A 20,484-nucleotide genomic window follows, 5' to 3' on the forward strand; every position below is an offset into this window, starting at 1 on the left:
CGGAGAGAGCTTTTCTGTGTCAGTATGGCTTTTTCCTGACTTCGTCACTCAAAAAACACAAATTTCATAACTGTCTGGCAAACATAGTTTTGTATCTTTGTGTCACCTGATTTAGGGTGACACGAAAGGTATTTTAACTATGTTTATTCGTAAAAAGAAGTATCCATCCGGCAACATCGGAATTATTATTGTTGAGAAAATAGGTGGCAAGATGAAGGAACTTGCCACAATAGGTGTCGCATATAGTGAAAATGAGGTAGAAAGTCTTGTCAGCCAAGCAAAAGAATGGATTTCTAAAGAAGAATCTCGACGACAACCACAACTGGACCTGTATGGTGAGGAGCGTGAGGCGTGCGACCGAGAGCGAGAAGAAGTCCGTCGGGTACTATCTCAGGTAAGCAATATCCTTCTCAACGGCTGCGACTTGATTTTGGATCGTACGTTTGATAGGATTGGCTTCAACCGTATTGACGATGAAGTGTTCCGCAAACTTGTAAAAGCCCGCCTTGCTTGTCCCTCTAGTAAGTCAGCAACGGTGGAATACTTGAAGAACCATTTTGACGAGGACGTAGGCCTCTCCAAAATCTATCGTTATCTTGACAAACTTAGCAATCATCAGCATGAGATTGTTCAGGACATCAGCGTACGTCATACAGCCCAACTGTTTGGTGGCAATATCGGCGTGTTATTCTATGATGTTACTACGCTTTACTTTGAAGCGGATTATGAGGACGAATTACGCAAGACGGGCTTCTCGAAAGAAGGACGTCACAGCAATCCTCAAATCATATTGGGACTGCTTGTAAGTTTAGGTGGCTACCCGCTTGCCTATTGCATCCATGAAGGCAACAAATATGAAGGGCACACAATGCTGCCGATGATAAACGAGTTTGTAAGCAAATACGGTTTAGAAAACTTTGTGGTTGTGGCTGATTCGGGCCTGATGAACAATGCCAACATTGCGGAACTTGAGACGCACGGCTACAAGTATATAATAGGTGCGAAGATAAAGAATGAAAGTACAGAGATAAAGGAGTGGATATTGAACCAACCTAAGCAAGACAAAAATATGATTGAATATGATAAAGGGGGCGGACGTCGGCTTTTGGTAGGCTATACAGATGATCGGGCGAAGAAAGGCGCCTATAACCGAGAAAAAGGCATACGCAGGTTGGAAAAAGCTTATAAGCATGGTACTCTCACGAAGGGTAACATCAACAAAAGAGGTTACAATAAGTTTTTATCTATGGAGGGTGACGTGAAAGTTACCATCAACTATGACCGCATAACTGACGACTCCCGTTGGGATGGGCTCAAAGGGTATCTCACCAACACAGATATACGGAAACAAGATGTATACACAGCATATCATAACCTTTGGCACGTAGAACGGGCATTCCGCATTGCGAAATCAAAGATAGAGATACGTCCTATGTTCCATTTTACACGCAAACGCATAGAAGCCCATATATGCATCTGTTTTGTGGCTTTGAAAGTTTACAAGGAATTGGAGCGTATGTTGAAAGTCACAGAGATTAATATGAGTGTAGATAAGGTGCTTGCATTGGCAAAGACTATCACGACAGTACAAATTAAGCTGCCTCTGAACAAGGACGTTTACACACAGACTATGCTGATGGCAAGGCATCAGAAAATTGCTAAACTCTTTGATGAAAATTTTTGGGTGACACGATGACGAAGTCAGGACAGTGTAACCATCGAATACAAATAACCGTTTCTTTTCTCCATAGTATAATTTGAGTGGCTCTCTCCGTTGCGGGATTATCCGTTGGCGGAGAGAGCTTTTCTGTGTCAGTATGGCTTTTTTATCTTTTGGGGCATTGCATTCCGGAGAGCAATTTCAGGCAGTATAAATTTTGGAATGCCGCAATAAAATCTTTATCTTTAGGCTGGAGATATAAATCCTTAGACTGGAGATGTATATCTTTAGCCTGAAGACGCATATCTTTACATTGGAGATTGAGGATGTTTGGTGGCGTTGCAGAAAAATAATCTTGCCGGAACATTCCGGTAAAACTGTTAAATATACGGGAGCATATAAGTGTTTCTCGCTTTCAGTCTGTTTTTTATATAAACCTAAAAAACACATTCAATGAAGAAATTCCCGATTTCTTTGATATTATTTATGGCGGGTCTGACCGTTGCCGGCTGTAGCCGCCTTTCGGAAGAAACAGAAGAGAGTTATGCGAAGTTGGTCAATCCGTTTATTGGAACCGACTTTACCGGGAACACCTATCCGGGGGCTCAGGTGCCTTTCGGCATGGTCCAGTTGAGTCCGGACAACGGACTGCCCGGCTGGGACCGTATTGCCGGCTACTTTTATCCGGACAGCACGATTGCCGGATTCAGTCATACGCACCTTTCAGGAACGGGAGCCGGTGATTTGTACGACATCTCTTTCATGCCCGTCACCTTGCCCTGTCGTGAAGCAGAAGCTCCATTGGGCATCCACTCGAAATTTTCACACGAAAACGAGCAGGCATGGGCGGGATATTACCAGGTGAAACTGGATGACTACGGCATTAACGTAGAGCTGACGGCAACCCCCCGCTGCGGCGTCCAGCGGTATACTTTTCCGGAAGCACAGTCGGCTGTCTTCCTAAATCTGGCCAAGGCGATGAACTGGGATGCCACGCAAGATTCGCATATAGAAATCATCGATTCGGTCACTGTGGCCGGCTATCGTTTTTCCGACGGATGGGCACGTAACCAGAAAGTGTATTTCTGCACTCGTTTTTCCCGTCCGTTTGCCGGTGTGGAACTTGATACGGCAGCTATAGAGAAAGACGGGAAAAGGATAGGGACAGCGACGGTTGCGCGCTTTGATTATCCCACGCGCGAAGGAGAACAGCTTACGCTTGTGACGGCTCTTTCCGGAGTGAGTATGGAAGGAGCATTGGGCAATCTTCGGGCAGAGGGATCAGGGAATGATTTCGATGATTACCTGGCAGACGCTGAAGCCGCATGGAACAGCGCGCTTGCGAAAGTCAGGGTGAAGACCGACGTTCGCGATGAGAAGGCGGTTTTTTATACAGCCTTGTATCATAGTATGCTTGCCCCTACGATATACAGCGACGTAGACGGCAAGTACTATGGACCCGACGGAAAGGTACATCAGACCGACGGATGGGTGAATTACAGCACCTTTTCGCTGTGGGATACTTATCGGGCAGCCCATCCGCTTTTCACGCTGACACAGCCCGAGCGTGTTAATGATATGGTCAAATCGCTGCTTGCCTTTTATGACCAGAACGGCCGTCTGCCGGTGTGGAACTTTTATGGATGCGAAACGGACATGATGATAGGCTATCACGCTGTGCCTGTCATAGCGGATGCCTACCTGAAAGGTATCGGTGACTTTGATCCGGAAAAGGCTCTCGAAGCCTGCGTCGCGACAGCCAATCTGGACAGCTACAGAGATATCGGCGTGTATAAGGAAAAAGGATATATTCCCTATGATCTTCATGATCCTTCGGAGGGAGATAACTGGTCATTGTCGAAAACGTTGGAATATGCCTTTGACGATTACTGCATAGCGGAAATGGCCAGCAAAATGGGACAGAAAGACATTGCCGAAGCGTTTTATGCGCGTTCGAAAAACTACAGAAACGTTTACAATCCCGCTACATCCTTCATGCAGCCGCGTGACAAGGAAGGAAACTTCATTGAGGATTTCAATGCCGAAGACTATACTCCGCATATATGTGAGAGCAACGGATGGCAATATTTCTGGTCGGTGCAGCATGATGTCGAAGGGCTGATGGCATTGACAGGCGGGAAAGAACGGTTTGTCCAGAAGCTGGACAGTATGTTCACATTTCATCCGACGGATGCGGACAAACTGCCTATCTTCAGTACGGGAATGATCGGCCAGTATGCTCACGGCAACGAGCCGGGACATCATGTGGCCTATTTGTACAATGCGGCAGGACAGCCTTGGAAGGCACAGAAGTATTTGTCGCAGATTATGCGCACGTTGTATACGAATACTCCTGACGGCTTGTGCGGCAATGAAGACTGCGGGCAGATGTCTGCATGGTATGTGTTCAGTTCAATGGGCTTCTATCCGGTGAATCCGGTATCAGGAGAATATGAAATAGGATGTCCGCTCTTTCCGGAGGTTTCCTTGCAGCTCGGCGGAGGCAAGTCGTTTGTTGTCCGCGCTCATGGAGCCGGCGGTGCGAACTGTTATATCCAGTCGGTCAAACTTGACGGCAAACCGTATACAAAGAGCTACATAACCCATCAGCAGATTATGGAGGGCGGAGTGTTGGAAATCGAGATGGGAAGTTCGCCGGGACAAGTCTGGTGGTAGCGGACATATCCGGTTGAATGACAGAATAATGTTTTTTAACATGTTTGCTGTAAGTGTTTTGTAATCAGAATCTGTTTTCTTTGTGAAACAGACAGGGCACGTTTGAGCTCGGATATTTCGTCGAAGGATAATGGATATATATAATAGGTAGAAGTCTTGAGGTAAAATGAAAAATGTTGATTATGAAATGATCATTCGTTATTTTAACGGGAAATGCAGGGACGATGAACGTCGGATGATTGTCCGATGGGCAAATGAATCGGACGAGCATGCCCGCCAACTCTTTGAGTGGGAGGAAATGTATTTCCTCGGGAAGCGTGCGGATGGTTTGGAGAGGGAGCGGATTGAGCGGGCTGAAGAGCGCCTTTTTGAACGGATCGGGCAGGACAGAAAAGAACGCAAGGTGTTTGTCCTTCCCAAATGGACGAGATATGCGGCTGCTGTCGTGCTGATTCTGTCGTTGTCCGGACTGGCGGTCTGGTATTTTGACGATACGTATCAGGGCAAATGGCAGACGGTCGCCACGGCAGACGGTGAGGTGATTGAAGTGGTGTTGCCGGATAGCAGCCATGTGTGGCTGAATGAAAACTCGGTGCTGGAATACCCGGAGCAGTTCACGGACGAATGCCGTAGGCTTAAACTGTGTGGAGAGGCTTACTTTGAAGTGACGAAAGACAGGCACAAGCCCTTTATCGTTTCGGGCGAGTCGATGGACATACAGGTGCTGGGTACTAAGTTTAATTTCAAGAATGCTCCCGGATGCCGGATTGTGGAAGCCTCGCTGCTCGAAGGTGAAATACGGGCAGAGGGAAAACACGATGAGGGTGCCATTACGCTTTCGCCGGGGCAGAAAGTTGAACTGAACAAGGGTACCGGACAGATGAAAGTGCTTGAAACGGATGCGATGCTTGATGCTGTGTGGCACAGCGATATGGTGCGTCTGGTCAATGCGGATATCGTAAAGATTGCCGGACTGCTCGAAGAAATATATGACGTGAAGATTATTCTGTCGCCTGATATGGAAAAGATTTCTACCTATTCCGGCGAGCTGAAGAAGAAAAGCACGGTCACCGGAATGCTGGAGCTGTTGAGGCATACGCTTCACATCAAATACAAAGAGCGTAACAATGTGATTTTTATTTCGTCAGAATAGACATTAATCTAAAAACAGGAATATTATGAAAAATGCAGTTGCGGTTGTTGTTTTGGGAATTTGCGGAAGTGTCTTTTGCGCAACTTCCTGTTCGGACAAACAGACAGAAAAAGACTATACCGTATATGTAAATCCTTTTATCGGCACGGGCGGACATGGGCACACTTTTCCCGGTCCGGTCACTCCGCATGGTATGATCCAGCCCGGTCCGGACACACGGATCGACGGATGGGATGCCTGCTCGGGATATTATTATGAAGATTCCACTATTAACGGCTTTTCGCATACGCATGTCAGCGGTACTGGCTGTGCCGACTATGGTGACTTTCTGCTGATGCCTACTGTGGGAGAACAGCAGTATGACCCGCAGGATTACAGCTCGCAGACCTTGCCTTACGCATCTGCCTTTTCGCATGAAAATGAAGTGGCTGTGCCGGGATATTATTCGGTGTTTCTCGACCGCTATCAGGTGAAAGCGGAACTTGCGGCAACTCCGAGGGCCGCCATTCACCGGTATACTTTCCCTGAATCAGACAAATCGGGCTTTATTCTTGATCTCGACTATTCTATCCAGCATCAGACAAACCTCGACATGCAGGTGGAGGTGGTGAGCGATACGGAAATCAGAGGGCACAAGCTTACCGAATACTGGGCATTTGATCAGCAGCTCAGTTTCTATGCCAAATTCTCGAAGCCTTTTACTTATACAATTGTCCGGGATACGCTGGCCGACCCGAAAGGAAAGATGCAGCCGCGCTGCAAGGTTCTGTTGAACTTCAAGACAGAGAAAGACGAGCAGGTGCTTGCCAAAGTGGGCATTTCTGCCGTGGATATGGACGGAGCGCAGAAAAACCTGGAAGCGGAGATACCGGACTGGGATTTTGAAAAGGTACGGAGTGACGCGCACGATGCCTGGAATGGCTGTCTGTCGAAAATAGATGTATCGGCAAAGAACGAAACGGACAAGACCATTTTCTATACGGCTATGTATCATGCGGCTGTCAGTCCGAATCTGTTTACGGATGTTGACGGACGGTATCTCGGCATGGACCTGAAAGTGCATCAGGGTGATGCCGGTAAGCCGGTATATACGATATTCTCTCTTTGGGATACATTCCGGGCTTTGCATCCGCTGTATTCGATCATCGATCCTCAGTTGAACAATGAATTTATCAATTCGCTGCTTCTGAAGAACCGTGAAGGCGGAATTTTCCCGATGTGGGATCTGGCTTCCAACTATACCGGTACGATGATCGGATACCATGCCGCTTCTCTCATTGCGGATGCTTATGCAAAGGGAAATGCGGACTTTGATTTGCATGATGCTTATAAGGCTTGCTTGAGAGCGGCTGAATACGATACGACAGGAATCAAATGCCCTGCCGCTGTGCTTCCGCATCTGATGCCTATGGCCAAATATTATAAGAATGCGCTCGGTTATATCCCGTGCGACCTTGAGAATGAATCGGTGGCAAAGGCATTGGAGTATGCTTATGACGATTATTGCATCTCGGTTCTTGCCGAGGCAGCCGGAGATTACCGGAACAGCGAGAAGTACCGCAAGTTTGCCAAGGCCTATACGCTGTATTTCGATCCTTCTACCCGTTTCATGCGCGGGGTAGATTCAAAAGGCAATTGGCGCACTCCTTTTAATCCGAAAGCATCGAATCACCGGAACGACGATTACTGTGAAGGAAATGCATGGCAGTGGTCCTGGTTTGTTCCGCATGATGTGGAAGGGCTGGTTGAACTGATGGGCGGAGAAGATGCCTTTGCCGGAAAGCTGGACTCGCTGTTTACGGCAGACTCTACGATTGAAGGAGAATTGGTTTCTGCCGATATCAGTGGACTGATCGGGCAATATGCGCACGGAAATGAGCCGAGCCATCATGTGATTCATTTGTACAACTACATTAACCGTCCGTGGAAAACGCAGGAACTGGTTGACCGTGTGCTGAAAGAGCAGTACCGGAATGCTCCTGACGGCTTGTCGGGCAATGAAGACTGCGGACAGATGTCTGCATGGTATATCCTTAATTCGATGGGATTCTATCAGGTTTGCCCGGGAAAGCCGGTTTACTCTATCGGGCGCCCGATTTTTGACAAGGCGGAGATTCGCCTGGAGGACGGAAAAGTATTTTCTGTCGTTACGGAGAACAATTCGCCTGAGAATAAATATATTGCATCTGTTCTGTTGAACGGACAGCCTTTAAACGAACCTTTCCTGAACCATCGGGATATTGCTGAGGGCGGAACGCTTGAGATTCGTATGACCGGCCAGCCCACCCGATGGGGAGTCAAACCTGTAAAAGCTGAGTAATTATGAAAAAACATTTGTTGTTGTTTGTGTTTGCCTGCGTCGTTGCATTGGTGCAGGCAAAGGATTATGCGGATTATGTGAATCCGCTTGTCGGAACCCAGTCGACGTTCGATCTGTCGGCGGGAAATACATATCCTGCCATTTCTCGTCCGTGGGGAATGAACTTCTGGACTCCCCAGACCGGTAAGATGGGTGACGGCTGGCAGTACACATATACTGCTACCAAGATCCGCGGTTTCAAGCAGACTCACCAGCCGAGTCCGTGGATAAACGACTACGGCCAGTTTTCTATCATGCCTATGGTCGGGAAAGCAGAGTTTGATGAAGACAAGCGTGCCAGCTGGTTTGCCCATAAAGGGGAAACGGCGAAGGCTTATTATTATAAGGTATATCTGGCCGATTATGATATTGTGGCCGAAATGACACCTACCGAACGGGCCGCCATGTTCCGCTTCACTTTCCCTGAAAATGAGCATTCCTATATCGTGGTCGATGCCTTCGACAAAGGTTCTTATGTAAAGATTGATAAGGCGAATAATCGTATTTGGGGATATTCTACCCGCAACAGCGGAGGGGTGCCTGCGAACTTCAAGAATTATTTTGTGATTGAGTTCGACAAGCCGTTTGCTTATCAGGCGACTGTGGCCGACAGCATTGTCCGGACGGGTGTGCCCGAATCACAGGCTGACCATGCCGGCGCTGTCATCGGCTTCCGGACGCATAAAGGGGAAGTCGTGCATGCACGTGTGGCTTCTTCATTCATCAGTTATGAACAGGCGGAGCAGAACTTGAAGGAACTGGGAGCGGATTCTTTTGACTGCTTAGTCGAAAAAGGAAAAGATGCCTGGAATAAGGTATTGAGCCGGATTGAAGTGGAAGGCGGAAACCTGGACCAGTATCGTACGTTCTATTCTTGTCTGTATCGTTCGCTGTTGTTTCCCCGGAAGTTTTATGAAATAACCTCTGAAGGAAAGGTGGTGCACTACAGTCCTTATAACGGACAGGTGCTTCCGGGCTATATGTATACAGATACTGGTTTCTGGGATACGTTCCGCTGCCTGTTCCCGTTGTTGAACTTGATGTATCCTTCCGTGAACAAGGAGATTCAGGAAGGGCTGATCAATGTGTATAAGGAAAGCGGATTCTTTCCCGAATGGGCAAGTCCCGGACATCGCGGCTGTATGGTTGGAAACAATTCAGCTTCTGTTCTGGTAGACGCTTATTTGAAAGGTGTCAAGGTGGATGATGTGGAAACCCTTTATAAGGGCCTGGTTCATGGCACTGAACACGTACATCCTGAAATCTCCTCAACCGGACGGTTGGGCTGCCAGTATTATAATAAGTTGGGCTATGTGCCTTATAATGTCGGCATCAATGAGAATGCGGCCCGCACGCTGGAATATGCTTATGATGACTGGTGTATCTATCGTCTGGCTAAAGAATTGAAGCGCCCTGACAAGGAAATCAAACGCTTTGCGGAGCGGGCCATGAATTACAAGAACCTGTTTGATCCGGAAAGCAAGCTGATGCGCGGCAAAAACGAAGACGGCACCTTCCAGGCTCCGTTCTCTCCGCTGAAGTGGGGCGATGCATTTACCGAAGGGAACAGTTGGCATTACTCGTGGTCTGTATTCCACGATCCTCAAGGTCTGATTAACCTTATGGGAGGAGATGAGGCATTTGTAGCAATGATGGATTCTGTATTTTCTGTACCGCCTCTTTATGATGACAGTTACTACGGCTTTCCCATTCACGAGATTCGTGAGATGACCGTAATGAATATGGGAAACTATGCGCATGGCAATCAGCCTATACAGCACATGATTTATCTGTATAACTATGCAAGGCAGCCTTGGAAGGCGCAGTATTGGTTGCGCCAGGTTATGGACAGAATGTATTCTGCCACTCCTGACGGCTATTGCGGGGATGAGGATAACGGACAGACTTCTGCATGGTATGTATTCTCAGCGCTGGGATTCTATCCGGTTTGTCCGGGTACAGACCAGTATGTCATGGGTGCGCCTCTGTTCAAGAAGGCAACGCTCCATTTTGAGAACGGCAACAGCATGCAGATTGATGCGCCTGAAAACGGCTCTTACAATTTCTACATTGAAAAGATGAATGTCAACGGAGAGGAGTATACGAAAAATTACCTGACTCATTCCGTCTTGCAGAATGGAGGACGCATTGAGATTTCCATGAGCAGCAAGCCCGACATGTCACGGGGAACGGCCCAAGAAGACCTTCCGTATTCTTTCTGTAATGAGATGAAATATTGATTCGCAATGAAATATTGGCATGCAGATATGAATATGAAAGAGAGAAGGAGTCCCATTACGTGGGTGCCTACGGCTTATTTTGCAATGGGACTTCCTTTTGTCGTGCTCAATATGGTGACGGTGTTGATGTTTAAAGGATTGGGAGTGGAAGATAAGCTGATAACTTTCTGGACCTCGCTGATCCTGCTTCCATGGACATTGAAGCCATTGTGGAGTCCTTTTCTCGAACTGTTCAGAACAAAGAAGTTTTTTGTGGTAGCTACGCAGCTGATTACTGGCGTAACGTTCGGTCTGGTTGCATTTTCGCTTAATCTGCCGCATTTTTTCAGTATAGCCATTGCCTTGCTTGCCGTCGTTGCTTTCAGCGGAGCAACTCATGATATTGCTTGCGACGGAGTTTATATGAGCGAACTCTCTTCTTCTGATCAGGCCAAGTATATCGGTTGGCAAGGCGCTTTCTATAATATAGCGAAGATTATAGCAACGGGGGGGCTGGTTTATCTGGCTGGCTATGCCATCGAATCTTTCGGCGGAAACGCGCAGAACGGAGAAATGCTTTTAGATGCAAGCCGTAAAGCGTGGATGCTGATAATGGCAATTCTGTGCGGAGTGATGGTCTTGCTTGGGATTTATCATTATTTCATGCTTCCGTCGACCGAAACGGGCAGAAAGGGCTCTCGGACCGTGAAGCAGGTGGGAGCAGAGCTTGTTGCTGTCCTGACAGATTTTTTCCGCAAAAGTCATATTGTCTATTATCTGTTTTTCATTATTCTGTATCGTTTTGCCGAAGGCTTTGTCATGAAGATTGTGCCTCTGTTCTTGAAGGCAGAAAGAAGCATGGGAGGTTTGGGACTGACGGAAAAGGAAATCGGATTGTACTATGGAACATTCGGCGCGGCTGCGTTCGTGCTGGGATCCTTGCTTGCCGGCTATTATATTTCGGCAAGGGGGCTGAAGAAAACCTTGTTCTCACTTTGCTGCATTTTCAACCTTCCTTTTGTGGTTTATGCTTTGCTGGCAACGTTTCAGCCTGAAAACGGATTGCTGATTTGCGGTGGAATCGTCTTCGAATATTTTGGATATGGATTCGGGTTTGTCGGATTGACTTTGTTTATGATGCAGCAGGTTGCTCCCGGAAAACATCAGATGGCACATTATGCCTTTGCTTCCGGAATTATGAATCTGGGAGTGATGCTTCCCGGAATGATGAGCGGATGGGTGTGTGAAATGTTGGGAAAATGGTTTGACAGGCCGGGCGGTTATGAACCGTTCTTCATTTTTGTTTTGATTGCCACGATACCTGCGTTTCTGATGACCTATTTTGTTCCGTTCAAGTATGCTTCTGACGGTACGTTGTTGGAGGGAGAAAAAGAATGATAATCAATCGTTAAAACAATAAGTATGGAAAAAATGAACATGCCTTGGGAAGAACGTCCGGCAGGATGTGCGGATGTAATGTGGCGTTATTCGGAGAATCCGATTATCGGAAGATATGACATACCTTCGTCAAACAGTATTTTCAACAGTGCAGTGGTGCCTTTCGGCAACGGCTTTGCCGGAGTGTTCAGATGTGATAACAAGGCGGTGCAGATGAATATCTTTGCCGGGTTCAGCAATGACGGCATTCACTGGAAAATCGAGCACGATCCGATCAGTTTCAAGCCTGGAAATACGGATATGATTGAGTCGGACTACAAATACGATCCTCGCGTGACATGGATCGAAGACAGATACTGGATTACGTGGTGCAACGGCTATAACGGCCCGACCATCGGATTGGGATATACGTTCGACTTTAAGGAATTCTATCAGTGTGAAAATGCTTTTCTTCCGTTTAACCGGAACGGAGTGCTGTTCCCTCAAAAGATAAACGGGAAATATGCGATGTTAAGTCGTCCGAGCGATAACGGACATACTCCTTTCGGAGATATTTATATCAGTTACAGCCCTGACATGAAATATTGGGGAGAACACCGTTGTGTAATGAAAGTGACTCCTTTCGAGGAGAGTGCATGGCAGTGTACGAAAATAGGTGCCGGTTCTGTGCCCTTTCTGACCGAAGCAGGCTGGCTGCTGTTTTATCACGGAGTGATTACGACCTGCAACGGCTTCCGTTATGCCATGGGAGCTGCTATTCTGGATAAGGAAAATCCTGAGAAAGTATTGTGGCGTACACGCGAGTATTTGCTGGGGCCGGCTGCACCTTATGAACTGCAAGGGGATGTGCCGAACGTTGTCTTTCCATGTGCAGCCCTTCAAGACGGGAAACGGGTGGCTGTATATTATGGGGCCGCTGACACGGTTGTCGGACTGGCATTCGGGTATGTTGACGAAATCATTGATTTTGTGAAATCGCATTCAATTATCTGATAATAATCTTGCAGCATGAAGAAACATGTATTGCTGGCCTTTCTGGCTGTTTGGTTCGTGGGAGAGCGGCTGGCCGCACAGGAGCCGGCTGACTACGTTGATCCGTTTATAGGAACAACGAACTTCGGAACATGCAATCCGGGTGCAGTCTGTCCCAATGGAATGATGTCTGTCGTTCCGTTTAATGTAATGGGGTCTGATGACAACAGATATGATAAGGACGCCCGCTGGTGGTCGACTCCTTATGAGTATACCAACAGTTATTTTACCGGTTTCTCACATGTAAACCTGAGTGGGGTGGGATGCCCTGAACTGGGTTCCCTTCTCTTGATGCCGACAACTGGGGAGCTGGATGTCGATTACCATCATTATGGAAGCAAATATGAGAAAGAGAGTGCATCTCCGGGGTATTATACCATTTCATTGACCAAATATGATATTCTTGCAGAGGCTACTGCTACACCGCGCTCGGGACTTGTCAGGTTTACTTTTCCTGAGGGCAAGAGCAACATACTGTTGAACCTTGGCGAAGGCCTGACGAATGAAAGCGGCGCTTATATGAGGAAAGTCAGTGAAACCGAGGTGGAGGGAATGAAGGTGCTTGGTACGTTCTGCTATAATCCGCAGGCTGTTTTTCCTATTTATTTTGTAATGAAAGTGAATAAAGTTCCGCAAGCTTCGGGTTATTGGAAGAAACAGCGCCCGATGGTTGGGGTAGAAGCCGAATGGGATAAGGATCAGGGGAAATACAAACTTTACACGAAATATGCAAAAGATATTGCCGGAGATGATATCGGTGCATGGTTTGCTTTTGATACGGAGAAGGGGGAACAGATAGAGGTCGCGATGGGAGTGTCGTTCGTAAGTATAGCAAATGCGCGTGAAAATCTGGAAAAAGAGCAGCATGGCCGTCATTTCGAAACTGTCCGCGAGGAGGCGAGGAAACGTTGGAATGATGATTTGGGACGTATCCTGGTGGAAGGAGGGACAGAAGAACAGAAAACGGTTTTTTATACGGGACTGTACCATGCGCTCATCCATCCGAATCTTTTGCAAGACGTGAACGGACAATATCCTCAAATGGAAGGGGACAAGATTCTGACCTCAAAAGGAAACCGGTATACCGTGTTTTCGCTTTGGGATACGTATCGCAACCTGCATCAGTTGATGACCTTGGTTTATCCTGAACGTCAGTTGGATATGGTGAGAAGCATGGTTGATATGTATCGTGAACACGGATGGTTGCCCAAATGGGAGCTGTATGGGCGTGAAACACTGACAATGGAAGGTGACCCGAGCATTCCTGTCATTGTGGACACCTGGATGAAGGGACTGCGTGATTTTGATGTTGATCTGGCGTATGAGGCAATGTATAAGTCGGCTACGTCACCGGGAAAAGAGAATCTGTTGCGTCCCGACAACGATGATTACATGAATTTGGGGTATGTGCCTCTTCGTGAGCAGTTCGACAATTCTGTTTCTCATGCGCTGGAGTATTATATAGCTGATTATGCATTGGCTGCATTTGCCGAAGCTTTGGGCAAGAATGAAGATGCCAAGATGTTTCGTGAGCGTTCGTTGGGATACAGGCATTATTATTCGGAAGAATACGGAACATTCCGTCCCATTTTGCCTGATGGCAGTTTTTATTCTCCATTTGATCCCAGCCAGGGTGCCAATTTTGAACCGGTTCCGGGCTTTCACGAAGGAAGTGCATGGAATTATACGTTTTATGTGCCTCATGATGTGAAAGGGCTTGCCAGGCTGATGGGAGGAAAAAAGAACTTTGTCAAAAAGTTGCAGATGGTTTTTGATAAAGGGCTTTATGATCCGGCCAACGAACCGGATATCGCATATCCTTATTTGTTCAGTTATTTTAAGGGAGAAGAGTGGCGCACGCAGAAACTGGTGAAAGAACTTCTGGCCAAGCATTTCACGACAAAGCCTGACGGACTTCCAGGAAATGAAGATACGGGTACAATGTCGGGATGGGCTGTATTCAGCATGATGGGCTTTTATCCGGACTGTCCGGGTGTACCGGAATACACGCTGACTTTGCCTGCTTTTGATAGAGTGACGATAAAGCTGAATCCCCGTTATTACGGAAAAGAGAAGCTGGTTATCGAAGTAGCCAATCCGAAAGCAAAAGGAGATTATATTAAAGCTATCCGCTTGGGAGGCAAGAAATGCGGATATCGTATCTCGCATCGTGATTTGATAAGTGCCGGGCATCTCAGTTTCGAGAAAAAGCCTTAACATCCGGCAAACAGCTGCATTGGGAATTGCGGCAGCCTGCTTTTGATCGTCGGGGATATACAAAGCCTCTGTCTGATTGTCTGGGAACGAATTGACGCTCACAGCCAGTCAGATAGGGGCTTGCTCTATTCTTTGCATCAATCTTTGGATTTTTGTTCTTGTTTTTATCATTGAATGAATTTTTTATCGTACTTTTATCGTCGTTTCCCTATGTGTGTAAAAGTGAGGAAACCTATTAGGCTGTCTAACAATATAGTTTTAAATGATCGCAATGAAGTTTCGTATAGTTTTTCTTATATGCCTGTGGGGATGGATGGTTGGGAACAGTTCTGCCGCAGATCTTTCGTCTGTGGGTTTTACCCATGTTTCAATCAATGAAGGACTATCTCAAAGCACCATTTTCTCCATTGTTCAGGATTTGAAGGGAAATATGTGGTTCGCCACTTACGACGGACTTAACAAGTATGACGGATACGACTTTACGGTCTACCGTCATTCTTCTGATAATCCGGAGTATAGCTTGGCGAATGATATTGTGCGTGTTCTGGAGGTGGATGATGACGGTAAGATTTGGGTTGGAACGCAGAAAGGTTTGTCGTGCTATGATGAAGAACAGGACTGTTTCCGGAATTTCAGTCTTAAGCCGGATGTGCCGATGGTTGTGTCTGGTATAGTCGAATTGCCGGAGAAGAAACTTCTGGTCAATGCAGACTACCATGTGCAGCTTTTTGACCGTGCTTCTTGCAAGTTTCTGGAAAATGCTCTTCCAGAGTCATTAAGGAATTTGAAGGTTGCTTCTGTCAAGCTTATTGGCGACAAGGTTTATATAGGTACATACAGTCAGGGCATTTATGTTTATCATTTCAGGACCGGTATGGTCGAACGTTTTCCGCATTTTTATGCGGAAGTGCAGGTGCAGGACATGCTTCAGTCAAATGACTCGCAGCTTTGGATTGCGACGGAAGGTGAAGGCTTGTATGCCGTCGATCTGAAAACCGGAGAATTACGCCATTATTTGCATGAGGCAGGAAGTAAAAATGGCTTGAGCTCAAATTATGTCCGTTCGTTGTCTTTCGATTCGGAGGGCCGTTTGTGGGTCGGTACTTTCAATGACTTGAACATTTATGTTGACAAGACAGATTCGTTTGTTTCGTATACCAGCAGTTCGGTAGATCCCAGAAGCCTAAGCCAACGTTCGGTGAGGTGTATATTCAAGGATTCGCAGGGAGGCATGTGGCTGGGAACTTATTTTGGAGGGCTTAACTACTATCATCCGCTGAAGAACCGTTTTTATAATATCCGTCATGTTCCTTATCGGAATTCGTTGAGTGACAATGTCGTGAGTTGTATTGTAGAAGATGAGGACAGCAACCTGTGGATCGGAACCAATGATGGGGGAGTGAATTACTACAGCACAAAGACGGGCCAGTTTGTTTATTATCCGTTGAATACCGGGAAAACATTGTTGTCTAATATGGAGTCGAACAATGTGAAGGCCATTTATATCGACGAGAGACGTAATCGCGTGTATATAGGAATGCATGCCGGGGGACTGAAGATTCTGGACCGTGTTACCGGGCGGATTGACTATTTTAATATTTCTCCCAATGTTCCCGGTGACATTTATTCGCTTCTTCTTTATGAGGATGGCCAACTGCTGGCCGGAACGCTCGAAGGGCTTTACCTGTTTGATATGGAGCGCAGGACATTTGCGCTTGTGTCTTCGGATTCAAAAGGCAATTCAATTCCCCGGATGTCGGCTTTTGTCCTGTTTAAGGATTCATCCGGAAGATTGTGGATTGGCGGAACCGACGGGCTGCGGATATTCGGGACTGAGCATGAAGGAGTGAAGGGACTTTATAGCATGCCGTTGCCTTCGCCAGAGTTCTCGGCTGTTTCTGAAGTGCAATGTGTCTTTGAAAGTGCGAAGAAGGAAATATGGATTGCTACACGTTTGGGGCTGTACCGGTGGAATGACGAAAAGGAGGAGCTTGAACATTATACAACGGATGACGGACTTCCGAACAATGTGGTTTATGGTATAGAAGAAGATTCATATGGCTGCATTTGGATAAGCACCAATAAAGGCTTGAGCTGCTTCAATCCCAATACGGGGCGTTTCCGTAACTTTACGGCCAATGACGGGTTGCAGAGCAATCAGTTCAACACATATTCGCATTGCCGGACGAAAAACGGCATGCTTTACTTTGGCGGGATAAATGGCATTACAGCGTTTCGCCCCGAACTGCTGCTCGATAATCCTTACGCTCCTTCTCCTGTCATTACCGGGCTGCGTGTGTCAAACCGGAAGATTATGCCTGGAGATGATACGGGCATTCTTTCCAAAAATATCTGCGATACTAAAAGTATTGTGCTCGATCATTCGCAGCGGATGTTCACGCTGGACTATGTGGTTTCAAACTACATTTCCGGACAGCATAACACGTTTGCCTATTGTCTGGAAGGTTATGACGGTGAATGGTTCTATAGTCAGGATGTGCGAAGTGTCACGTATACGAACCTCCCTTCCGGGAAATACCGTTTTCTTGTGAAAGCTGCAAACAGTGACGGGAAATGGTGTCAGAATCCGGTTGCCTTGGATATAACCATTCTTCCGGTCTGGTATTGTACGTGGTGGGCATGCCTTATGTTCGTTCTTGCCGGTATGCTTCTGCTCTATTGGCTGTTCAAGCATTGGGAGGACCGTAAAAATATGCAGATGAAACTTGAAATGGAACGCCAGGAGAAACAGCATCAGGAGGAGATCAGCCAGATGAAGTTCCGTTTCTTCATTAATATATCTCATGAGCTGCGGACACCGTTGACATTGATTGTTGCTCCGGTGAAAGAGATGCTGACGAGAACGACGGACAAGTGGTTCCGTTCGCAACTGCAATACGTGGAGAAGAACGCAAACCGTCTGCTGTTTCTTGTCAACCAGCTTATGGACTATCGCCGGGCGGAATTAGGTGTCTTCAAATTGCAGGTGGGAAAGGTGAATGTTTACCGCCAGGTAAAAGAGAACTATCTGTATTACGAGAAACTGGCCAGAAGCCGCGGGCTGAATTACACGTTGCAGTCTGATTTGGAAGGCCGGGAGCTGCTTGTCGATTCCCAGTATCTGGATCTGATTGAAAACAACTTGTTGTCCAATGCTTTCAAATATACGCAGGAAGGAAGCATTACGGTTCGTCTGACTTTGTCGGGAGCAGATATGCTGCTGGAAGTGAGTGATACAGGCGTGGGGATTCCTGAAGGAGTGCAGGGGCGTGTATTTGAACGCTTCTTCCAGCTTGAGAATACCCATATGGGAAGCGGTATAGGGCTTTCGTTGGTTCACCGCCTGGTGGAACTGCATCACGGGCATATTGAACTGACGAGCAAGGAAGGCAAAGGAAGTGTCTTTTCGGTTTATTTGCCCCAAAGTCCGGAAGCCTATTCGCCCGAGGAAATGAAGAAGGACGGAGAAGGTGAAACGGCAAAGCAGGTTTATTCCGTTAATTCAAAAGCGATGTTTTTTGCCGATACGGAAAGGGAAGCGGATAAGGCGGAAGAACCGGGAGAAACGAAAAAATACGGAAAGGTTCTGGTTGTGGAAGACAATGAGGACATCAGAAGATACTTGCGCGAAGGCCTTTCTGAACAATTTACGGTTGTTGAGGCTGGAAACGGGGAGGAGGCTCTGCAAAAGCTGAAGGAAGGTGATCTGGATCTGGTCATTACTGACGTTATGATGCCGGTGATGGACGGTATCAAGCTTTGCCGGCACATCAAGCAGGACTTGTCTACCAGCCACATTCCTGTGATTATGCTTTCGGCCAAAAATGACGTAAGCGACAAGATGGAAGGTTTCCAGATAGGGGCGGACGATTATATTTCCAAGCCCTTCTCGTTGTCGCTGCTGGTTTCTAAGGTTCAGAATATGATGCGTACACGCATCCGCATGAAAGAATATTACAAGAAGACCACTGAAATCCAGCCGGAAAAAATCACGTTCAATGCGATGGACGAGGAATTGTTGACCAGAGCAATGAATGTAGTGAAAGAAAACATGGATAACTCGGGCTTTTCTGCTGAAGATTTTGCGAAAGCGATGAACATGAGTCGCTCGAACCTTCATCTGAAGCTGAAAGGAATTACCGGAGAGTCGGCCGTTGAGTTTATTCGCAAGATTCGTATGAATGAGGCGGTTCGTTTGCTGAAAGACGGGCGATATTCCATTGCTGAGATCAGTACGATGGTAGGCTATAATACGCCTTCTTATTTTGCCCAGTCGTTTAAGAAGTATTTCGGTTACATGCCGAGCGAGTATTTCAAGCGGAACAAATGACATGAATGGAATATAATAAGTAAGTGTGCGAAATGAATGATATTGTCAGAAATACAGATTTTTACACAGATGAGCGCAGATTAAAAGCAGATAATCGGTACAATAACCTGCGAAATTCGCGTTAATCTGCGTTTCTGGACAGGCAGATTTTGTATAAACTAATTCTCAACATCTACTTATCAAATTTTATTAGCATTATGAAAGTGAAATTTATTACAAGCGTATTGTTCGCATGCGCCCTGGCCTTTCCGCAGGTGGGCAAGGCACAACACACCGAGTTCTGTCCCGGAGAAGTGTGGAGCGACACGGAAGGCAATCCGATCAATGCTCATGGTGGAGGTATTCTTTATTATGAGGGCACTTATTATTGGTATGGGGAATACAAGAAGGGAAAGACTGTCCTTCCGGAGTGGGCGACGTGGGAGTGTTACCGTACGGATGTGACGGGAGTAAGCTGTTATTCGTCGAAGGACTTGTTGAACTGGAAGTTCGAGGGCATTGTGCTTCCTGCCGTGAAAGACGATCCGAACCATGATTTGCATCCTTCAAAGGTGCTGGAGCGTCCGAAAGTGATTTATAACAAGAAGACCAAGAAGTTTGTGATGTGGGCGCATGTGGAAAGTGCCGATTACAGCAAGGCGTGTGCCGGAGTCGCAGTGTCCGATTCTCCGACCGGCAGGTTTGAATACCTGGGAAGTTTCCGTCCCAACAATGCCATGAGTCGTGACCAGACGGTGTTTGTGGATGATGACGGAAGGGCGTATCAGTTCTATTCTTCAGAAAACAATGCCACGATGTATATCAGTTTGCTGACAGATGATTATCTGAAACCTTCGGGACGCTTCACACGGAACTTTATCAACAAGTCGCGCGAGGCTCCGGCTGTGTTCAAGCATGAAGGAAAGTATTATATACTTTCTTCCGGCTGTACAGGCTGGGATCCCAATGTGGCAGAACTGGCTGTCGCTGATTCGATTATGGGGGAATGGGAAGTAATCGGGAACCCTTGTACCGGAAAGGATGCCGACAAGACTTTCTATGCACAGAGCACTTATGTGCAGCCGGTTGTCGGGAAAAAGAATGCTTACATCGCCATGTTCGACAGGTGGAACAAGACGGATTTGGAAAATTCGCGTTATGTATGGCTGCCTGTTGTGATCAGCGGAGAAAAAATTACGATTCCCTGGCATGAGAAATGGGGAATGGAGGTATTTGATGCCAAATTGAAATAGGCTTTTACTATAAGTAAATGTGCAAAATTAAATGAAACTGTTAGAAACACAGATTTTCGCAGATTAAAAGCAGATAATCAGCGCAATCATCTGTGAAAATCCGCGTTGATCTGCGTTTCTGAACAGACAATTTTGTATAAGCTAATTCTCAACATCTACTTAGAAACTGTTTTGAATTTCTCCAAAAAGTTTTTCTTGGCTTGATGTA

Annotated in this window: 10 protein-coding genes; all 10 read left to right on the plus strand. The window is 46.7% G+C overall.

Annotated features, from left to right (window positions below; genetic code table 11):
* Nucleotides 1-139 precede the first annotated feature (139 nt).
* Nucleotides 140-1,696, plus strand: coding sequence for an IS1634 family transposase (locus NW212_RS08875; protein WP_258338291.1), 1,557 nt, complete (start codon nt 140-142; stop codon nt 1,694-1,696).
* 417 nt (nt 1,697-2,113) lie between these two features.
* A complete protein-coding gene (locus NW212_RS08880; RefSeq protein WP_258338292.1) occupies nt 2,114-4,336 on the plus strand; it encodes a GH92 family glycosyl hydrolase in 2,223 nt (740 codons plus the stop codon).
* Nucleotides 4,337-4,502: 166 nt separating this feature from the next.
* Nucleotides 4,503-5,489 (plus strand): FecR family protein, encoded by a 987-nt coding sequence (locus tag NW212_RS08885; RefSeq protein WP_258338293.1) that lies wholly within the window; start codon nt 4,503-4,505, stop codon nt 5,487-5,489.
* 22 nt (nt 5,490-5,511) lie between these two features.
* Entirely contained in the window at nt 5,512-7,809 is a 2,298-nt protein-coding gene (locus NW212_RS08890; protein ID WP_309148246.1) for a GH92 family glycosyl hydrolase, read from the plus strand.
* Between the two features lie 2 nt (nt 7,810-7,811).
* Nucleotides 7,812-10,088 (plus strand): GH92 family glycosyl hydrolase, encoded by a 2,277-nt coding sequence (locus NW212_RS08895; protein ID WP_258338295.1) that lies wholly within the window; start codon nt 7,812-7,814, stop codon nt 10,086-10,088.
* Nucleotides 10,089-10,121: 33 nt separating this feature from the next.
* Nucleotides 10,122-11,465 carry an MFS transporter gene (locus tag NW212_RS08900; RefSeq protein WP_375337974.1) on the plus strand — a complete coding sequence of 448 codons (1,344 nt, stop codon included), beginning with the start codon at nt 10,122-10,124 and terminating at the stop codon, nt 11,463-11,465.
* 24 nt (nt 11,466-11,489) lie between these two features.
* Nucleotides 11,490-12,458, plus strand: coding sequence for a glycoside hydrolase family 130 protein (locus NW212_RS08905; RefSeq protein WP_258338296.1), 969 nt, complete (start codon nt 11,490-11,492; stop codon nt 12,456-12,458).
* A gap of 15 nt (nt 12,459-12,473) precedes the next feature.
* On the plus strand, nt 12,474-14,714 hold the full coding sequence (locus NW212_RS08910) for a GH92 family glycosyl hydrolase (RefSeq protein ID WP_258338297.1): 2,241 nt from the start codon (nt 12,474-12,476) through the stop codon (nt 14,712-14,714).
* Between the two features lie 262 nt (nt 14,715-14,976).
* Nucleotides 14,977-19,044 (plus strand): two-component regulator propeller domain-containing protein, encoded by a 4,068-nt coding sequence (locus tag NW212_RS08915; RefSeq protein ID WP_375337975.1) that lies wholly within the window; start codon nt 14,977-14,979, stop codon nt 19,042-19,044.
* 197 nt (nt 19,045-19,241) lie between these two features.
* Entirely contained in the window at nt 19,242-20,276 is a 1,035-nt protein-coding gene (locus tag NW212_RS08920; protein WP_258338299.1) for a glycoside hydrolase family 43 protein, read from the plus strand.
* Nucleotides 20,277-20,484: the final 208 nt, after the last annotated feature.

The sequence above is a fragment of the Bacteroides sp. ET225 genome, from assembly GCF_024733745.1.
Taxonomy (GTDB): domain Bacteria; phylum Bacteroidota; class Bacteroidia; order Bacteroidales; family Bacteroidaceae; genus Phocaeicola; species Phocaeicola excrementipullorum.

Bases quoted from the DNA above. Each gene is read 5' to 3' on its own strand.
- NW212_RS08885 (WP_258338293.1), top strand. From the start codon at position 4,503: ATGAAAAATGTTGATTATGAAATGATCATTCGTTATTTTAACGGGAAA.
- NW212_RS08900 (WP_375337974.1), top strand. From the start codon at position 10,122: ATGAAAGAGAGAAGGAGTCCCATTACGTGGGTGCCTACGGCTTATTTT.
- NW212_RS08895 (WP_258338295.1), top strand. From the start codon at position 7,812: ATGAAAAAACATTTGTTGTTGTTTGTGTTTGCCTGCGTCGTTGCATTG.
- NW212_RS08880 (WP_258338292.1), top strand. From the start codon at position 2,114: ATGAAGAAATTCCCGATTTCTTTGATATTATTTATGGCGGGTCTGACC.
- NW212_RS08905 (WP_258338296.1), top strand. From the start codon at position 11,490: ATGGAAAAAATGAACATGCCTTGGGAAGAACGTCCGGCAGGATGTGCG.
- NW212_RS08875 (WP_258338291.1), top strand. From the start codon at position 140: ATGTTTATTCGTAAAAAGAAGTATCCATCCGGCAACATCGGAATTATT.
- NW212_RS08915 (WP_375337975.1), top strand. From the start codon at position 14,977: ATGATCGCAATGAAGTTTCGTATAGTTTTTCTTATATGCCTGTGGGGA.
- NW212_RS08920 (WP_258338299.1), top strand. From the start codon at position 19,242: ATGAAAGTGAAATTTATTACAAGCGTATTGTTCGCATGCGCCCTGGCC.
- NW212_RS08910 (WP_258338297.1), top strand. From the start codon at position 12,474: ATGAAGAAACATGTATTGCTGGCCTTTCTGGCTGTTTGGTTCGTGGGA.